General features: G+C 69.0%; 20 protein-coding genes and 1 pseudogene. 17 read left to right on the top strand and 4 right to left on the bottom strand.

From position 1 onward, the window contains the following. From AB0K09_RS05685 to AB0K09_RS05700, 4 genes and pseudogenes are all read left to right on the top strand, one after another. Nucleotides 1-334, top strand: a pseudogene (locus tag AB0K09_RS05685) (hypothetical protein); the annotation flags it as partial. Between the two features lie 50 nt (nt 335-384). Beyond that, nucleotides 385-1104: a hypothetical protein gene (locus AB0K09_RS05690; RefSeq protein WP_366064003.1), complete on the top strand. Its 720-nt coding sequence runs from the start codon at nt 385-387 to the stop codon at nt 1102-1104. 114 nt (nt 1105-1218) lie between these two features. Next, nucleotides 1219-1443 carry a hypothetical protein gene (locus AB0K09_RS05695; protein ID WP_366064004.1) on the top strand — a complete coding sequence of 75 codons (225 nt, stop codon included), beginning with the start codon at nt 1219-1221 and terminating at the stop codon, nt 1441-1443. A gap of 274 nt (nt 1444-1717) precedes the next feature. Continuing rightward, a complete protein-coding gene (locus AB0K09_RS05700; protein WP_366064005.1) occupies nt 1718-2512 on the top strand; it encodes a hypothetical protein in 795 nt (264 codons plus the stop codon). 51 nt (nt 2513-2563) lie between these two features. Here the strand turns inward: AB0K09_RS05700 and AB0K09_RS05705 are convergent, their stop codons facing one another. Continuing rightward, nucleotides 2564-3445, bottom strand: a complete 882-nt coding sequence (locus AB0K09_RS05705) for a hypothetical protein (protein ID WP_366064006.1) — start codon at nt 3443-3445, stop codon at nt 2564-2566. Between the two features lie 314 nt (nt 3446-3759). Between AB0K09_RS05705 and AB0K09_RS05710 the strand changes: the two genes are divergently transcribed. From AB0K09_RS05710 to AB0K09_RS05730, 5 genes are read left to right on the top strand one after another with little or no spacing between them, the layout of a single operon-like run. Next, nucleotides 3760-4074, top strand: coding sequence for a hypothetical protein (locus AB0K09_RS05710; RefSeq protein WP_366064007.1), 315 nt, complete (start codon nt 3760-3762; stop codon nt 4072-4074). A 13-nt stretch (nt 4075-4087) separates the two neighbouring features. Continuing rightward, nucleotides 4088-4660, top strand: coding sequence for a hypothetical protein (locus tag AB0K09_RS05715; RefSeq protein WP_366064008.1), 573 nt, complete (start codon nt 4088-4090; stop codon nt 4658-4660). Between the two features lie 19 nt (nt 4661-4679). Next, entirely contained in the window at nt 4680-6203 is a 1524-nt protein-coding gene (locus AB0K09_RS05720; RefSeq protein WP_366064009.1) for a terminase family protein, read from the top strand. Then, nucleotides 6194-7771 (top strand): phage portal protein, encoded by a 1578-nt coding sequence (locus AB0K09_RS05725; protein WP_366064010.1) that lies wholly within the window; start codon nt 6194-6196, stop codon nt 7769-7771. Before AB0K09_RS05720 ends, AB0K09_RS05725 begins: the two co-directional genes overlap by 10 nt. Then, nucleotides 7761-8771: a hypothetical protein gene (locus AB0K09_RS05730; protein ID WP_366064011.1), complete on the top strand. Its 1011-nt coding sequence runs from the start codon at nt 7761-7763 to the stop codon at nt 8769-8771. The genes AB0K09_RS05725 and AB0K09_RS05730 overlap by 11 nt, the downstream gene beginning before the upstream one ends. Before the next feature lie 10 nt (nt 8772-8781). Here AB0K09_RS05730 and AB0K09_RS05735 read toward each other — a convergent pair whose 3' ends face one another. After that, nucleotides 8782-9156 (bottom strand): DUF6234 family protein, encoded by a 375-nt coding sequence (locus AB0K09_RS05735; protein WP_366064012.1) that lies wholly within the window; start codon nt 9154-9156, stop codon nt 8782-8784. A 98-nt stretch (nt 9157-9254) separates the two neighbouring features. On the opposite strand from AB0K09_RS05735, the gene AB0K09_RS05740 reads away from it, so the two are divergent. From AB0K09_RS05740 to AB0K09_RS05770, 7 genes are all read left to right on the top strand, one after another. Next, the gene (locus tag AB0K09_RS05740; protein WP_366064013.1) at nt 9255-10910 is read left to right on the top strand and encodes a DUF6582 domain-containing protein; all 1656 of its coding nucleotides are present in this window, start codon (nt 9255-9257) and stop codon (nt 10908-10910) included. Between the two features lie 146 nt (nt 10911-11056). Beyond that, nucleotides 11057-12430, top strand: coding sequence for a phage major capsid protein (locus AB0K09_RS05745; RefSeq protein ID WP_366064014.1), 1374 nt, complete (start codon nt 11057-11059; stop codon nt 12428-12430). A gap of 83 nt (nt 12431-12513) precedes the next feature. Further along, entirely contained in the window at nt 12514-12768 is a 255-nt protein-coding gene (locus AB0K09_RS05750) for a hypothetical protein (protein WP_366064015.1), read from the top strand. A gap of 4 nt (nt 12769-12772) precedes the next feature. Beyond that, nucleotides 12773-13441, top strand: a complete 669-nt coding sequence (locus tag AB0K09_RS05755; RefSeq protein WP_366064016.1) for a hypothetical protein — start codon at nt 12773-12775, stop codon at nt 13439-13441. A gap of 12 nt (nt 13442-13453) precedes the next feature. Further along, a complete protein-coding gene (locus AB0K09_RS05760) occupies nt 13454-13945 on the top strand; it encodes a hypothetical protein (RefSeq protein WP_366064017.1) in 492 nt (163 codons plus the stop codon). Between the two features lie 76 nt (nt 13946-14021). Beyond that, nucleotides 14022-14252 (top strand): hypothetical protein, encoded by a 231-nt coding sequence (locus AB0K09_RS05765; RefSeq protein WP_366064018.1) that lies wholly within the window; start codon nt 14022-14024, stop codon nt 14250-14252. Next, nucleotides 14249-15400: a phage tail tube protein gene (locus AB0K09_RS05770; protein WP_366064019.1), complete on the top strand. Its 1152-nt coding sequence runs from the start codon at nt 14249-14251 to the stop codon at nt 15398-15400. The genes AB0K09_RS05765 and AB0K09_RS05770 overlap by 4 nt, the downstream gene beginning before the upstream one ends. Here the strand turns inward: AB0K09_RS05770 and AB0K09_RS05775 are convergent. Together AB0K09_RS05775 and AB0K09_RS05780 are read right to left on the bottom strand one after the other, a co-directional pair. Next, the gene (locus AB0K09_RS05775) at nt 15372-15800 is read right to left on the bottom strand and encodes an endonuclease VII domain-containing protein (protein ID WP_366064020.1); all 429 of its coding nucleotides are present in this window, start codon (nt 15798-15800) and stop codon (nt 15372-15374) included. The two genes, AB0K09_RS05770 and AB0K09_RS05775, sit on opposite strands and share 29 nt — an antisense overlap. Beyond that, a complete protein-coding gene (locus tag AB0K09_RS05780; RefSeq protein WP_366064021.1) occupies nt 15797-16243 on the bottom strand; it encodes an endonuclease VII domain-containing protein in 447 nt (148 codons plus the stop codon). Before AB0K09_RS05780 ends, AB0K09_RS05775 begins: the two co-directional genes overlap by 4 nt. Nucleotides 16244-16373: 130 nt before the next feature. Here AB0K09_RS05780 and AB0K09_RS05785 point away from each other — a divergent pair, with 130 nt between their 5' ends. After that, nucleotides 16374-16778 (top strand): hypothetical protein, encoded by a 405-nt coding sequence (locus AB0K09_RS05785; protein WP_366064022.1) that lies wholly within the window; start codon nt 16374-16376, stop codon nt 16776-16778. The last annotated feature ends 30 nt before the right edge of the window (nt 16779-16808 follow it).

The following is a 16808-nucleotide window of genomic DNA, read 5'->3' on the forward strand; positions in this document are numbered from 1 at the left end:
CACCAGCACGGTCACAGCCGAGTCCGACAAGAATCACCTGCTCGGGCGGCCCGGCCAGTACACCAGCAAGGTCACCTTCGCGGACAGCCGCGTTCCCAAGGACGACGCCAGCGTCTACAAGACGGGCGACGTGGAACTTGGCAGTGCCGTCGAGGTCTTCACCACGCCGCAGGACGCCCAGGCGCGCGCCCAGTACGTGCAGACCGTCTCCAAAAGCCTGCCGGCCTTCGCGGAATACGACTTCGTCCACGGCGCCACCCTCATCCGCGTCTCCCACTACCTCACCCCGCAGCAGGCCGAGGACTACCGAAAGGCGGTCGACGGCCTGAGCTGACCGGGACGGGCACAATGGGCACACGACCCTCACGCACCTCGGGAGGCCACGTGCCCATTCCCATCCCGTGCCCCGGAGCTCACAACAGCGCTTGGCGCCGAGCCGAGCAGCTACGCGCCGAAGACGGCATCCCCCACGACATCACTCCCGTCTTCGGCCAGCCGGTCCACTGCACGCGCTGCTGCGCCCGTACCCGCGCCGAACTCCTGGCCCTCCCCGAACTCCTCGCCGCGGTCTGGCTGGAGGCACTCCACAGCAGCCCCGGCCCGAAGACCGGCACCATCGGTCGTTCCCCCGCCAGCCCACGATGGCCGGGCGAGCCGTCCCGGCTCCTCACCGACCACATTGTCGGGGGACTGCTCACGCTGGAGGACGACATCCGCTCGCTCCGCCGGCTCCGCCCCCGGCCGACCGGGCCCAGCGAGGGCGCAGCTGTCACCGAGGCCGTGCGGTTCCTCTCCACCCATCTCGACTGGGCACTGATCGAGCACCCGGCCGCCGACGAAACCCACGACCGCCTCTCCGCGAACCCCGCCGCCCAGATCCACGCCTGGCACACAGCCGCCCAGCAGTTCACCGGCCGCGACACCCGGCCCGTGCACCATCGCGTGCCGTGCCCACGCTGTGAGCTCCTCACCCTCTACCGGGACGACGGCGACACCTACATCGAGTGTCGAAACATCACGTGCGGCGTGCTGCTGACGACCGAGGAGTACGCCGCGCACATCCAGCATCTGGCCGCCGAGTACCGGCAGATAACAGCTGCTTGACCGGCCCATTGCGTTACGCGTAACTTGATCAGCAGGCACACGTGTGCCATGGATCACCGACCCCGGAGCGCGCGTCCTCCGGGGTTTCGCTTTTCCCCCGGCAAGGAGGGCGCGGTGCTGGATCTCGACGGGGACCTCCAATCCACCCTGTGGACCACCGCGCAGGCCGCCGAGGCCGCCGGCGTGAAACCTGGGGTCATCCGGGCCTGGGCACACCGCGGCCATCTGAAGCGCGCGAACTCCCCGCTCGCCCGCGTCCCGAAATACCGGGCGATCGACGTCGTGAAAGCCGAGAAGGCCACCCGCGAGCGCGCGCGCCGCACTTACTCCGCGGCCTGATCACCAACCGCGCTCCCTCCCCAGTGCGGAAAGGGGGCCGGATGCCGTTTCCCAGCGGTGCCTCCACCATCACCCTCACCATCAACCGGCCCGTACCGGCCGGCGGTGCTGCCGCCCAGGGCCGGATCATCCTCAGCCCGTCCGCCGTCCTCGTGGACGCCGCGCACAAGGCGATCTACTCCGGCGCCTGCACCATCACCATCAGCTCCTCTGGCACAGCCTCCGTCGTCCTGCTGACCACCGACAGCCCCGGTGTCTTGCCGGCCGGGTGGCGATGGCGGTCGACGAGCAGCTCACCGGGGCCCGCCGCACCTACTGGATCGACCTGCCCTCCGCACTGGGCTCGACCGTCGACCTCGCGGAGGTTGCCCCGGTGTCCCAGCCGGACGGCACCGGGCAGAGCCTGCCGCCCACCGGTCCGGCCGGCGGTGTGCTGTCCGGCTCGTACCCGAACCCGATACTCGCCCCGGCCGCCGTCGCCCAGTTCGATGCGGCCGGCGCGGCGTCCAGCGCCGTCAGTGCGCACGTGGCCGCGGCGGATCCGCATGGCGACCGCGCGTACGCCCTGGCAAAGACCGCGAACTTCTCCGACCTCCCCTCCCCGGCGGCGGCCCGCGCGAACCTCGGGCTCGGTACGGCGGCGGCCCTCAACGTCGGCACGGCGCCGGGCACGGTCGCGGCCGGCGACGACGCCCGGCTCAGCGACGCCCGCACCCCCACGAACCACGCCTCCAGGCACGCCACCGGCGGCACAGACCCGCTCGCCCCGGCCGCTATCGGCGCCGTCGCGCTCGCTGGCGACCAGGTGATCAACGGGGAGAAGACATTCAACACGGCCATCCCCGTCCTGCCCGGCTTCGACCCCGCCTTCGGCAACCAAGCCGTGCGCAAAGCATGGGTCGACGCCACCTTCCTGCCGCTGGCCGGCGGAACCCTCACCGGCGCGCTCTACCTCAACAACAGCTCCGCCCCCGCAACGCCCGCCTCGGGGGGCGTGCTGTGGGTCGAGGGCGGGACGCTGAAGCACAAGAGCAGCACCGGCACCGTCACTGTGATCGGTCCCGCTTAGGCAGTGCGTTACGGCTTTGGGCGCTGCCGGCACCGGGCCTTCTCCCTGGAGTCACGAAGTCGAGCGAGTCCGCCTCTCTTTGGGTATCACTTCGAGCAGCGCATCAGCCAATTCGTCGGTGTAGTAACCCCACAGACCCATCTCCTGGATGAGATGACGATACCTGCTGAAGTCCACCCCGGGGTAAAGCTCTGCGATGTTCTTCATGCGGTGCAATGCAAGCCAAGCCTCATGGGTCTTTCGTAGACAATCATGGAGCTTCTCGCGAAGGTGATCGTCGGGCGTGGAGTAGGTCGGCGGGGAGATGAATTGGAAATTCGCGTAGCCCTTCCCGCCCTCTGAGTACATGTTAGCTCCATCGATGATCAACGGGATGAAGATGCATCCGCCAGCGTTGTGTTGGAGTGCATCGATCACCTTCAAGTGCTCCTCACGGAACTCGGTACTGATCCAGATGGCATGGCTAGCGTTCACCTCTGCCGCACATGTAATGAGGCGTCCAAGGTGATCTGCATCTGTTCTCTCGAGTTGATTCTCGATTACCACGAATCGATCACATCCATCAACTTGAGTCTTAGCCAGGACATCAATTCGATACCCAGCTATTTTCTGCTCTGTGCCAACGAGAGTTAGAGGCTTTGCCATCCAAGCGGCTCTCCTCACCCTGTCGAGGTTCTTGGCGACCCAAGGGGTGAAGTCTGATGCTTCATGAGGAAAGTACGTGCGCAAGTGCTCCACGGGCCGCAAACATGCGGCGCGGAGTTCGTCCGCGCCTTCCGGCTCATCTGCATCAACCACCTCAACAGGAGGTGGCGGCTCCTCATCTCGGCTGTGTGCATTCAGGTAGTCATTAACGTCCAGTTCCTCGTAGGCGGATGCAAACGCCTGGCCAAGGCTGGCCCAGTCCAGAGCTGGGGATGAGTCAATCGTCATGAAACGGAACCGTACCCTCCGGCACTGACAATGCCGTTGGCTGAAGGCCTGTGTTCTCAGCGCCAGGCCGAGTGTGCTGATTGTCAAGGTGACTCGATCCTTGAGGCGAGACGCACGCATCGCCCGAAGGCTTCCCGTCCATGTATGAGACGGCCTAGTTGGAAGCGGCCTGCTCGACAGCTTTCCGGGTAACGCATCATCGAGAGGAGTGTCTGGTGGTCGTTGCATCGCATCCCCAGCCGCGTTCTTCACCGATTGGCGGACCGACATGCAGAGCATGTGGCTCGTCTGCCATTGTGAGCTGGCAACGGCGCTTGACCGAGGCTGAGTTCGCTGACCACCTGGCATGGGAACAGGGACGTCGTGACCGGGCGATGCTGCTCGGCGATCCGCAGCAGCAGCCGGATTTCGGCCCGATGCCCCGGCCGTCGGACTGCACCACCACCGTCTTCGCCTGCGCCGAACACGCCATCGGCCTGGAGGCCGCGGCGCGCATCCATCAGGCCACGTGTACCGCCCCCGCACCCGAAGACCTCCCGGGCTGCGACTGCACCCCCGAACTCGTACCGACACCGGACGGCGATCCGGCGCCGGATATCGCTGTCGCTCTGCCCCCGGGCTGGGCCTGAGAGGGGTGGCGAGGTGACCGCGATTTCACCGCACCCGACCCCGGACCGGCAGTGCACCGCCCATCGCAGCCGCGACGGTGAGCGCTGCGAGAACTGGGCGCTCCAGAACATGACCGTCTGCCGCTACCACGGCGGCGGGACCGCCCGCTCGAAGGCGGCGGCCGAGCGGCGCCAGGCCGAGGCCGCCGTCGAAGCCCAGGCCCGCAAGACGCTCGCCGCGCTCGGAGCCGCGCCCGTCGACAACCCTCTCGTCGCGCTCTCGGAGCTGGCCGGCGAGATCTTGGCGTTCAAGACCGCCCTCGCCGAGCGCGTCAACGAGCTGAGCAGCATCCGGTACTCCACCGACCACGGCGAGCAGATCCGTGCGGAGGTCACGCTGTACGAGCGGGCCATGGACCGGGCCGCCGCCGTCCTGGGGACGATCGCCCGGCTCAACATCGACGAGCGCCTGGCCGCCATCTCCGAGAAGCAGGCCGAAGCCGTCATCCGCGCGATCGACGCAGCCCTTGCGCACGCCGGCATCACCGGCCCGCTGGCCACGGAGGCCCGGCAGGTGGCCGCCCGGCGGCTGAGAGCCGTCTCCTGACCCGGTTCGGAGGTGAGCCGTGGACGCTCTCCTGCTCGCCGCCGAACGCCTGGAGACACCGCCCCCGGACGTCTTCGCCGATCTCGGGTACGTACCGACGCCCAAGCAGCGTCAGTTCCACGCGGCCACGGAGTTCGACGTCCTCTTCGGCGGCTCGGCCGGCGGTGGCAAGACCAAGAGCCTGGTCATGGAGGCCATCCGCCAGTGCGTGCGCTACCCCGGCCTGCGGGTAGGGGCGTTCCGGCGCACCTACGGCGAGCTGAAGGAGAGCTTGATCGCCGAGTTGGCCACCGTGGACTTCGCCCGTGCGGTCGGCGCCCGCTGGAACGGCACCGATTTCGAGCTGAGGTTCTCCAACGGTTCGCTGATCATGTTTCGGTATGCCGAGAGCATCCAGGACGCCACGCGCCGTCAGGGCGGCCAGTACCAGCTTCTCATCTTCGACGAGCGCACCCTCACCCCGCCCGAGGTGTGCTCGTTCCTCGAGTCCCGGCTGCGCTCCGGCCGTCGCGATATCCCCGTCCTCGGCATCCGCTCCGGTACCAACCCGGGCGGACCCGGGCACGGTGCGGTCAAGACCCGGTACATCCAGCCGACCCACTACGGCGCCCAGGTCGTGACGGACGAGCGCGGCCGGACCGTGCGGTTTATCCCGTCCAAGCTGTCCGACAACCCGCACGTCAACCCCGAGTACGGCGCAGACCTTGCAGCCCTGCCCGAGAAGCTGCGGGCCGCCTTCCTCGATGGGGATTGGGACGTCTTCGCCGGCCAGATGTTCCCCGAGATCAAGCGAGACCGGCACGTCATCGCCCCCATCGCTCTGCCTGCCTCGTGGAAGCGGTTCAACGGCCTCGACTGGGGCTTCGCTGCCCCGTGGGCCGTGCTGTGGGCGGCGGTCGACGAGGACGAGCGGGTGTGGGTGTACCGGGAGCTCTACCAGCGCGGGGTCGGGGAGGTCGAGCAGGCCCGGCGGATTCTCGCGGCCGAGGCCGACGGCGAGCACGTGGCCGCGCGGTACGCCGACGATGCGATGTGGGCGGCACGCGGCGACGCGAAAGCGATCGCCGCGGTGTACGCGGAGGAGGGCGTCCACCTCACCCCGGCCGGCAAGGGCCCGGGGTCCCGGGTGACCGGCTGGCAGCGCGTGCACTCCTACCTGGCCGAGGCTCCCGCCTGCCCGCACCACCGTGCCCTCGGCTGGGACACCTGCCCACGCCTGCACCTGTTCAGCACGGTCACGAACCTCTACCGGGAGCTCACCGACCTGCCGCACGCGACGAAGGGCGACCCGGAGGATGCCGACACCACGGCCGACGACCACGCCGCCGACGCCCTCCGGTACCTGCTGGCGAACCTCGGCACGGGTCCGCAGTTTCTGGTCCCCGAGGAGCCCGTGGCCGGCGCGGCCGGCGTAGAGGGGCTGGAGCCGCTCGGGCCGACGATGGCCTACCGCCCGGCTGAGCCGGCCAACGGCGAGCCGTGGTGGCCGCAGGACGACGAGACGCCGAGCGCGGGGAGGACGGTGACATCCCCGTGGGACTGAAGTCCTGGTGGCGCGCCCGCACCGGCGCCGAAGCTGAAGTCCTGGAGACGGCACCGAACCGGCTGCCCGAGCGTGCCGGGTTCGAATACGGCATCGGCCCGGCGGGCCTGACCGAGACGAACCAGGGCCTTGGCGTCTCCACACAGACCGACCGGCGCTCCACGCTCACGCAGTTGTACGACGCCTACCTCGCCTGCCCGTGGGCGTGGGCCTCGGTCAACGCCATCGCCCGCACCATCACCGCCGGCGGCCTGGTCACCGACTGGGACAGCGACGACGGTCAGGGCGAGCAGGAGCAGCCGGACAAGCCACCCGGGGTGCTGTTGTTGGAGCGGATGCTCGCCTACTGCAACCCGCGCGAGAACATCCGCCAGATCCTGCGCGGGGCGATCACTGACCTGCTGGTCTTCGGTGACGCCTTCATCGAGATTGTTTGGCTCGGTGGGCAGCCGGTCGCCTTGTACTCGCTGGACTGTCCGAGCATGCTGCCGATCGCCGACGAGCACGGCACGGTCACCGGCTACGTCCAGGTCACCGAGCTGGGGCAGCGGGCCGTTTTTGAGCCGCGCGAGGTCATCCACATCAGCCTCGACTCGCCACGGTCCGGCATCTTCGGTGTCTCGCCGACGCAGGCCGCGCTGCTGCCGATCACCGCCTGGCTCTTCTCGGCGGCTACGAGCAAGGAGATCTTCCGTAAGGGCGCGCCGCCGGTCATCCACGTGGATCACCCGGCGAGCGCCTCGGCGTCGGAGATCAATCGGTGGACGGCGCAGTACATGCAGCGCAATGTGGGTCCCCGCAACATCGGCACGCCGATCACGACGAAGGGCGGCGCGGAGGTCCACGAGCTGGCGCAGTCCCGGACGATGGACTACCTCCAGTACCTCGACCAGAAGCGCGACGAGATCATCGCCGCATACGGCGTCCCGCCCGCGAAGGTGGGCATCATCGAGTCCGGCAATTTGGGCGGCGGCACGGGCGAGGCGCAGGACCGCACGTTCATGGTCAATACCTGCCAGCCGCTGGCCGAACTCGTGCTGGAGGCCCTGAACTTCCACCTCGCGCGCGTCGGCTTCGGCGTCGCGGGCTGGAAGTTGAAGTTCCGGGACGTCGACATGCGCGACTCCAAGACGGTCGAGGAGATCCGGGACATGCGGCTGCGCAACGGGTCCTGGACGCTCGACCGGTACCGTGCCGACATCGGCGAACCGCCGGTCGAGGGCGGCGGCGAGCCCGTCCTGGTCGACCGGGAGAACTTGGTCCGCTGGATCGACATGGAGGCCGCGTCGAGGGCCGGCATCGCATACAAACTCCGCGGGACCGCTCTGGAGCCCTCAGCTCCCGAGGCGGGCAAGCCGGTCACGGTCGAGAAGCCGGACACCGGTGGGGACACTCCGGACAAGAGCCCGGACAACGTGCCCGCCGCGCCCGGTTCCGCAGTTCCTGACCAGCCAGGACAGGCGGGCACGGCCGTGTCCGGCGAGTCGGCGTGGCAAGCGACGTACCGGGTACGGCTCCGCGAGGCCTTGGCCAGCTTCCCCGACGTCGGTGACGGCCATGCCGCGTGAGGCAGCACAGCCCCACCCCATCGCCGAGCCCGCGCGGGCCGGGTTCGCCGCCGGCTGGGCCGCCTCCGGCGGACCGATGACCGAACGGGTACGAGCAGCCTGCTCGGCGGCGGTGCAGACCGCGATCGAGCACGCCGACGACGCGCGCATCCTGGAGGTGACCGTCGACCTCGGCCGGCTCGAAGGGATGTGGGCGCGGCTCTTCGCCCGGCGCGAGAAGCAGCAGGCCGACCACATGCGGGCCGTCGCCGCCGCGTGGCGGCCGCTGATCGACCGGGAGGCGGTCGCCGGGGCGGTGGATGCCGTCCGGCTCCATGCCGGGCTGGCGGAGGCACGGCGGCCACTGGGCGAGCTGGCGGCCCAGGCGCTGGCTGCCGCCCGTGCTCTGCTGCGGGCGCTGGCCGACCTGCCCGGCTGGACCGCGCTGCGCACCGCCGTCCGCACCGCGATCGCCGCCGGCCGGGCCGAGGGCATGGTGAACGCGGTCGCGATCGCCGCCGAACGCCTGGGCGCACGCGGTGTGCGGCTGGAGTGGGACATCGCTTTCCAGCACGCTTACCGGTCGCTGGAGCGGCTGGATGAGCTGTGGGCCGAGACGGATACGTGGCTGGCCCGCATGCTCGACGGCGCCGCCGGCGACCTGGGCCGCGCCCTCGCGGCTGCGGCCGAAGACGGCGCACCACGTGAGGAGATGATCGACGCCGCCCTGGACGTCCTGGCCTCCGACGACGTCGCGGCGATGGCGTTCACGGTGGACTGGGCGATGACCACGGCGGCCGACGACGGCGCCCTGACGCTCTACCAGTCCGAGGGCGTCCAGCGAGTCGACGTCATCACCGCCGGCGACGGGCGGGTGTGCGAGACCTGCATCGGCTACGAGGCGGGCAGCCCGTGGTCGTCGCTGGATGTGCCGCGCCTGCCGACGCACCCGGTGTGCCGCTGCTGCTACGCCGCCGACGTCTCCTTGTCGCATTTCGCCAGCTGGTTCACCCCCACCTGAACTACGGCAACTACCCTGCGGGTGGCAGGCCACCAGCGCACATCAGGCCCGCATAGCATGCCTTGCGGTATGAGTCCTCGTAAACGCGCTCTGCCGCTGATTGAGCATCGCTCACGATCCCGTAGAGAACGATGGCCATGACAGCTTGTCCGATCGCCACCGCCCATACGCGCCGGATACTGGCGATTCCTGCTGCGATCACAGCAGCTACCGGAACGGCCCAAGCTGCTTTCACGTAAGGGCCTGGCGGGTCGCCGTATTGCTGCGCATCCAACGACCAGTAGGACGACGCCCAACACACGCCGATGTACACCAGGACCGTCAGCTCAATGACAGTCAAGGCCACGGTCAGACACCCACCGGTTCGCTTCTCTTTCCTCATCATCCGGGGACTATCGCCCAAGCGATGCGAGAAGTCGTGAGTACCGGTACTCAATTCCCGCGTGTTTCCCACTGAACCATCGACGCAAGGGGAGGAGAGTCGTGGCCACTCGCATCGGCTCGATCACCGGCATCGCCCTCGTCCCGGGCGTCTCCCGCAACGGCCGCCTCTACACCGCCGAGGCCATCAGCAAGGCCGTCACGCGCGCACAGGCGCGGATCGATGATGGTGCGCAGCCGTTGACGATGCTGACGCACCACGAGGCCGGGGACGACTCCACGCAGATCGTCGGCCGCATCACCAGCATCACCCAGGCCGACGACGGCTCCGCGCACTACACCGCGGACCTCGCCGACACTGCCCCCGCGCGCGCCATCGCCGCCCTCGTCGACGGTGCGGACGGCCCGCCGTTCCTGTCGGGGGTCAGCATCCGCGGCGCCTGGGTCGGGCCGGTCCGGCGGCGCACCGGCCCGGACGGGCCGGTGGAGACCGCGGACGACCTGGAGATCGACGGGCTCGACTTCACCCGCCGGCCCGGCGTCCTCGGCGCGCGGGTGGACACCTACACCCCCGCCGAGCCCCTCGCGCCGGCGGAGAGCGCACCCGGCCGGGTGCTCATCACCGAGTCAGTGCAGGAGGCGCTGGTGCATACGACCGTGACCGAGGCGGACGCCGCTTCGTCGCCGGCCCCCGTCTCCGGTGGCGGCCCGTACGCCGACCCCGGGTACCAGGCGGACAACAAGAAGCGCTACGACATCAGCACGAAGGCCAAGGCCAAGGCCGCGTGGTCGTACATCAACCAGGCTGACAACGCCCGTGCCTACTCGGCCGCGCAGCTCAAGCGCATCAAGCAGCGCATCACCAAGGCGCTGCGCGGCTTCGGGGTTACCGTCGCCGCGCAGGAGGGATGGCTGATCGACCCGATCGGTCAGCTCACGGAGGCCGTCGCCGAGGAGCTGGGATACGACGCGGATTCCGAGCGCGCCGGGTCGATGTGTATCAGTCTCACCAACGGCCCGACCACCGTCACCGTGATGTCGCACTGCGTCGACCCGCCCGACCTCGACGCCGTCGGTCGCGCCGCGATGGCCGGCGCCTGCCAGGCTCTGGCCGGCCTCGACCCGGACATGGATGCCGACATCGACGTCCCCGGCGCCCCGGCCGAGGACACCGACGACGACATGGAAGACGTCGACGACAACGCAATGGAAAGCGCCCTCACGCAGACATCGGCACCGGACAGGCCGGCGGCCGAGATCCCCCAGGAGAAGGAGACCGCCATGGCGGAGTCCACCAGCCCGGCGGCCGAGACCCCGGGCACCCACGACGACATCGCGGCCATCGGCGCGAAGCTCGACAAGCTCTCGGACGCGCTCGCAGGATTCGTCACCGCCATGACGCCGAAGGCCGCCACCGAGTCGGCTCCGGCCGCCCCGGTGAGCGAAGCCGCCGCCAGCACGGAGGAGTCGACGGTCACCGAGACCGAGGACGAGCGGATCGCGCGCCTGGTCGCCGAGGGTATCGCCAAGGCGCTGCCGCACGCCGTCCAGGAGCACGTCGAGGCCACCGGCGGCCCGGCCCGCAAGGGCCTGGTGGCGCCGGTGCACGAGTCCGCGCCCACGACGGCAACCGGGCTGCCGGAGGGCGCGCCGGCCAAGCCCCTGCACGAGTACACGCCCGAGGAGTGGCGCCAGTACATGGCGCCGATCACCGTCGGCGCCGTCCTCGGCAACCGCGGCACTCCTCAGCCCGAATAGTCCGTCCGGCCGCCGCCTGCGGCCCCCTTCCTCTTCCTGACCGCCAGCCGCCTGCTGGTGCCGCTCGGCAGTGATGGTCACCCAGCCCCGCCCCATGGGTGCGGGGCGTCGTCATGCCCGACCGCTGCCGAGAAAGGCACCCCCTCATGGCCACCCAGGCTGAACTCCGCGAGGCGCTCACCGCCGCCGGCGCCGCGCCGCTCGTTCCGACGATCATCGACCCGATGCTGCTGGAGTACCAGCGGCGCTACGCCCCGCTCGTGCGGGCGATCCCCACCCGCAAGTGGGACTCGACCGTCTACTACTTCAACCAGAGGACGGCGCGGGCCCAGGGCGGCTTCGTCGCCGATGGCGGCGCCCGCCCGGTCACCAACAGCACCTACGTCCAGAACAGCTTCCCCATCCGCAACCTCCAGTCCGTCGGCGCGGTCACCGGCTACTCCCAGGCCGTCACCCGGCAGCTCATCGGCGACCTGCGCGCGCAGGAGATCGAGGGCTCCATCCAGGGCCTGTACTGGGACATCGAGAACGCGATCCTCTGGGGCAACTCCGGCTCCACGCAGTACGGCGGCTACCCGCAGTTCGACGGCCTCGACAGCCTCGTCTCCACCTTCTCCGGCAGCAACCAGAACGCGATCGACTTCAACGCGGCGATGACGCTGGGAGCGCTGGACAAGCTGATCGACATGGTCGAGCAGCAGGCCGCCATGGCCGTCCAGGACGCGTCCTGGATGTTCGTGATGTCGCCGACGGCCGCGTCCAAGGTCGCGCAGCTGCTCACCGCGCAGCAGCGGTTCGTCGACCGCGTGGAGGTCGCCAGCGGCCTGAACGTGCTGACGTACCGCGACGTGCCGATCGTGAAGACCTCGTTCCTGTCGGCGCGGAGCTTCGGCATGGGCACGGTGACGACCGCCACCGCGACCTCGGGCGGCAGCCTGCCGGCGGCGACGTACTACTACCAGGTCGTGCCGGTCATCGCCCGCCAGGGCGAGGTACTGCCGTCCACCGAGGTCTCGCAGGTCACCACGGGCTCCACGTCGACGGTCACCCTCAGCTTCAGCACCCCGACCGGCCTGGACGGCTCCCAGCCGAACCTGTACAAGGTCTACCGCAGCACGAGCACCGGCACGGAGACGCTGCTCGGGTACGTGGACGCCACCGTCGGAATCGCCGCTGACGGCGTCACCCCCATCCTGACCACGAGCATCGTCGACGACGGCGTCAAGCTCACCCCCAAGAACGGCAGCACGGTCCCCGCCGCCGGCCCGGCCGCCTACGTCGGCACCAACGCGTCGGTGAAGCCGCTGGCCACGGGCCAGGAGAACATCTACCTGATGGCGCGCAACCAGGACTTCGTGGTGCGGCCGTACGTGCGCGAGCTCACCCCGCTCGACGTCTACCCGACCACCGCCGGGCCGGACCAGCTCCCGTACGCGATCGTCTCGGACACCACCCTCGCGGTACGCGCGCCGAAGTACCTGGGCCGTCTCTCCCGCGTCACCACCACCCTCTCCAGCTGACCCCGCCCCGGGCATGCTGCGGCACACCCCTCCTCCTGCGGTGTGCCGCGGCGGCCCCCGTCCGTCGAAAGGAGCGCGCCGCGATGCCGCTCATCCGCAAGGCCCAGGCCGGAAGCGACTCCCACGGGCACACCTGGCCCGAGGACGGAGCCGTCGTCGACATCGACGACAGCGAGCAGGTCGCCGCCCTGCTGGCGATCCCCGATGGCGGCTTCACCGAAGTCACCCCCTCCCGCCGGCCGGACCGCACCGAGTTCACCGAGGACGTCCCGGCCGACGACGAGACGGCGCCGAGGGCCGCCGGGCGTCGGGGCCGCCGGCCCGCCGCGGCGGAGTAGAACGGTGGCCGCGGACTCCCCGGTGCCCCTCACCACCGCGGCGGATCTGGCGGCCGGGCAGTTCGCCGACCTCGTCCGCGACTACTCACCCGCTGCCCTGGACCAGCTGATGGTCGAGGCCACCCGGCAGTGCGAAGGCATCTGCGGCCGGCGGCTGGCGCCGTTCACCGCCGTGCCGGAGTCCCACCGCGCGCAGGGCATCGACCCGGACGAGTACACCGAGGCCGCGGGCCTGCCCATGGACATCCAGGGCACGCTCGGCCGCTCCTACGCCGACGCCCTCGGCCCCGGCGACCAGGTCCGCCGCGTCTGGCTGAATGAGTACGCGCCCCGCTACCCGGAGATGTGGTCGTACTCCAACCTCCGGGTGACAATCCTGCGCTCCTACGGCGGCAGTCAGACCATCGCCGCCGCCTCGCTGATCGGCGCCGAAGCGGACAGCGGGCACATATGGTTCGCGCTTGGCACGTTCCTGCCGATCGGCTCCCTGATCCGGATCACCTACGACGGCGGGTACACCACCGTCCCCGCCGACCTCGCGCGCGCCTGCAAGCTCCTGGCCGCCGGCCTCGTACTGGGTGAGATCGATCCGGCCGGCACGCAGTTCGGCCACGACCGAGGCGTCCTGACCGCCCAGGCCGAGGCCATCTTGTGCAACTACCAGCGGACCTGAGGGGGGTAGCCAGTGAGCTCCGCCGACGCCGTGACCCGCGAGGCCGCATGGCTGAGCGACTACAACCCCGCCGACAGCCTGCCCGCTCTGCACACCGCCCTGGGCGGGCCCTTCGACGTCGTCCAGGCGTACCTGCCACGTACCCCTGCGCAGCGCCGGACGCAGCTGTACGTCCTGCGCCGGCAGCTGCGCGAGGAGCGCACGGCACACGTTCGGCGTATGGCCCGGCATCTGTTCGAGCTGCGGATCATATGGCCGGCCTCGTCGCCGACCGGCAGCAGCGAGGACCCGCAGCAGGCCCTGGACACGGCCGTCGGCCTCGTCCTGGAGCGCATTGGCGGGCTGATGCTCGACAAGACCCACGGCGGCCGCTTCCTCAGCGTGGCTGAGAATCCGCCCGAGGTGACCGTCGACTACACCGACCCCGAGCCCGGCCTGCGCGATCGCGCGGATCTGCGCTGCACGATCACCTACTGGGCGGACGACACCGAGATCAACGGCTAGGCCAACGCCGCCCTATCCAGCCCCCGCGCCTGCCTGGCCCGGGGGCTTTCCCATGCCCCGACCCCGGGAGAGCCCTGTGCGCCAGCGCAACGACACCACCACGCCGTGGCACTTCGCCGCGACCGAAACCGTCGAGGCCCACACCGTGGCGCCCGGCGAGACCACCGAGCACCCGGTCCTGCTCGACGGCTGGAGCGCCACTGAAAAGCCCGATTCCCCGCCCAGCTCTACCGACCAGCCGCCGAAGGCCCGGCCCAAGAGGACCGCCGCAGACACCGACGAGAGCAACGGAGGTGAGCTGCGGTGACGCTCCTCTCCCGACTCGGATGGGTCGGCATCGCCAAGGAAGCCGTCCAAGGAACCTTCCTTGCGCCGACCTTCTACCTCCCCGTGACGAAGTCCGACTTCAACATCGAATACACCCAGCTCAAGGACGAGAGCTTCCGGGCCAACGACACTGCTCTCCAGGGCCTCTATCAGGGCGTGGGGCAGACCACCGCGTCTCTGGAGCTGCCTGCCTACCCGGACTGCATCGGCTACATGCTGCGCGTCATCGGACCCGACACCGTCACCGCCGGCGTCTCGACGACCCTGTCCTCCTCCACGATCGTCGGCGCGACGTCGATCAGCACCGCGGCCACCATCCCGGCCGGCTCGACGATCGCGATCGACACCTCCACCAACCTGGAGTACGCCGTCACCGGCACGCCCTCCGGCTCGGGTCCGTACACGATCCCGATCACCACTCCGGCCGGTGGCCTGACCAAGACCCACTCCTCGTCGGTGACGGTGATCTCGCAGACCACCCACACTTTCAAGCAATCCACGAGCGTGGCGAAGCCGACGTACTCCCTGGTCGATCACGCGGTCTACGAGGCATGGGGCTACCCGGGCTGCATGCTCTCCGAGGTCGGCTTCAAGATCGACCCGAAGGGCATGGCCACCCTCGACGCCAAGCTCACCGGCTGGATCGGCTCGGTGCAGACCGGCCTGCCGGCGCCGACCTTCACCGCCGTGCAGCCGATGCTGGGCTGGCAGTGGGCCATGACCAACGCCGGCGGCAGCAGCACGCGCGGTCTGTCCTACGACCTGACCCTCAAGCGGGACATCGACGCCATCCACGCCTCCAACGGCACCCAGCAGCCGCGCGAGGTCTTTACCGGGGTCCTGGACGCGGACATCAAGTACAAAGCGATCTATGAGAACGACACCGACTACAACCAGTACCTCCAGGCGCTCCAGACCTCTCCGACGTCGGCCGTCCTGACGCAGCCGGTCACGGCCGGCGGCGCCTCTCTGACTCTGACCACCACGCAACCGGGCTGGTCGAAGGGCGGCTACGACAAGGGCGGCACCTACGTCACCGCGGACTTCGAGATCTCCGGCATCTACAACACCACCGACAGCGGTGCGATCCAGGCCGTCCTTAAAAACTGGGTGACTTCGGCGTATTAGCCTCAAGGTACGTGGCAGCTCTGAGGAGACGTTCGACATCGTCCCGGAAGTACCCCAGAGCGCGGTTGCATTTGCTGCACAGAATCCCGCGTACTCGCCCTGTCGTATGACAGTGGTCCACGGCAATCCCCTGTTTGGGGTGGGGCTGCGCTCCGCATATCGCGCAGCCCCCTCCCTGAGTATCAAGCGTTCGCTCCCACTCCAACTCTGTGAGGCCGTACTTCAGCTTCAGCTTCGAGCGACGTTGTGTCCTAGCCACGCGGTCTTTGTTCGCCCGTTGCCACTCTGCGTTGTAGGACTTGACACATGTCCTGCACCAGTCGCGCCTCTTGCCCGTCTTCCGAACTACGTAGAACTCGGTGGCGGGCTGCGCCTGCGAACACTTGCTGCACTTAATCATTTGCTCTCACCGGCCATCAAGTAGCGTGCCGCTCGCCTCAGCAGTTCAGGGCTGTCGTTGAGGTATCCCAAGCCCCTGTTGCACGCTTGACATAGAAGTCCACGGACATGTCCGCTCTGATGGCAGTGGTCGACATGAAGTCGCTTCCAGCGCCCGCTAGGCGGGCCGTTGCATATGGCGCAGCGGCCATGCTGCATGGCAACCCACCTGTCGTAGTCCTCGGCGGTGATGCCGAACTCCGTCTTGAGCCTCCACCGCCGGTACTTTTCCGGGTCGTAGTTCTTTCGCTGGTGTGCTGAGTTCTTCTTCCGAACGCACACCTTGCATCGCCCTTGAGGGCGCCCATAGGAGCGGTGCGTGGGATTGGTGGACTGCATGTAGAAATCGGATATCGGCTTCACTTCACGGCACGCCGAACACCTCTTCAGGGAAGTCTCTGGCATGAAGAAATTTTATCGCAAGTGGCCTCCTTAATAGAGGACTTCAACTCCTCGGCCGTGCTCGCGTGTGAGGGCGTCGCGGCACGGCCGAGGACCCCACGCCCTCAACGCCCTCACCCGCAAGGAGACTCCAGTGTCCGGGTACACCAACCCCTACGTCTTGCTCACCTTCCCCGACCTCGGTGACGACGTCTCCGTCCTGATGCGCAACCCCCAGCTCCTGCCGCCGCGCGACATCACCCCCGAGGACGTCCCGCTCGACGCCAACGGTCAGCCCCTGGATCCGCAGGCCGCGCAGGAGGCCATGTACCGGGTCTTCGCCCGCGTGATCGTGGCGTGGAAGGTCTACGACCCCAATGGCGCCGCGCCGCCGGAGATCGGGCCTGACGCCGATCCGGTCGCGCTGTACGAGCAGCTGCGCGACGGCGGGGACCAGCCGCGCCTGGGGGACATCACGCCGGAGAACATCGCGCGCCTGCCGCTGCGGATCACGAACAAGATCATGGAGGAGATCGGCCGCGTCGCGGACCCTCAGTAGGCCCCGGCTCCCCGTACTACGAAGACGTCC

The organism is Streptomyces sp. NPDC049577 (assembly GCF_040675635.1).
Taxonomy (GTDB): domain Bacteria; phylum Actinomycetota; class Actinomycetes; order Streptomycetales; family Streptomycetaceae; genus Streptomyces.

What these genes read in the sequence shown, in the direction of transcription:
- AB0K09_RS05700 (WP_366064005.1), top strand. Translation starts at nt 1,718, where the DNA reads ATGGCGGTCGACGAGCAGCTCACCGGGGCCCGCCGCACCTACTGGATC.
- AB0K09_RS05705 (WP_366064006.1), bottom strand. Translation starts at nt 3,445, where the DNA reads ATGACGATTGACTCATCCCCAGCTCTGGACTGGGCCAGCCTTGGCCAG.
- AB0K09_RS05730 (WP_366064011.1), top strand. Translation starts at nt 7,761, where the DNA reads ATGCCGCGTGAGGCAGCACAGCCCCACCCCATCGCCGAGCCCGCGCGG.
- AB0K09_RS05735 (WP_366064012.1), bottom strand. Translation starts at nt 9,156, where the DNA reads ATGATGAGGAAAGAGAAGCGAACCGGTGGGTGTCTGACCGTGGCCTTG.
- AB0K09_RS05745 (WP_366064014.1), top strand. Translation starts at nt 11,057, where the DNA reads ATGGCCACCCAGGCTGAACTCCGCGAGGCGCTCACCGCCGCCGGCGCC.
- AB0K09_RS05750 (WP_366064015.1), top strand. Translation starts at nt 12,514, where the DNA reads ATGCCGCTCATCCGCAAGGCCCAGGCCGGAAGCGACTCCCACGGGCAC.
- AB0K09_RS05775 (WP_366064020.1), bottom strand. Translation starts at nt 15,800, where the DNA reads ATGATTAAGTGCAGCAAGTGTTCGCAGGCGCAGCCCGCCACCGAGTTC.
- AB0K09_RS05780 (WP_366064021.1), bottom strand. Translation starts at nt 16,243, where the DNA reads ATGCCAGAGACTTCCCTGAAGAGGTGTTCGGCGTGCCGTGAAGTGAAG.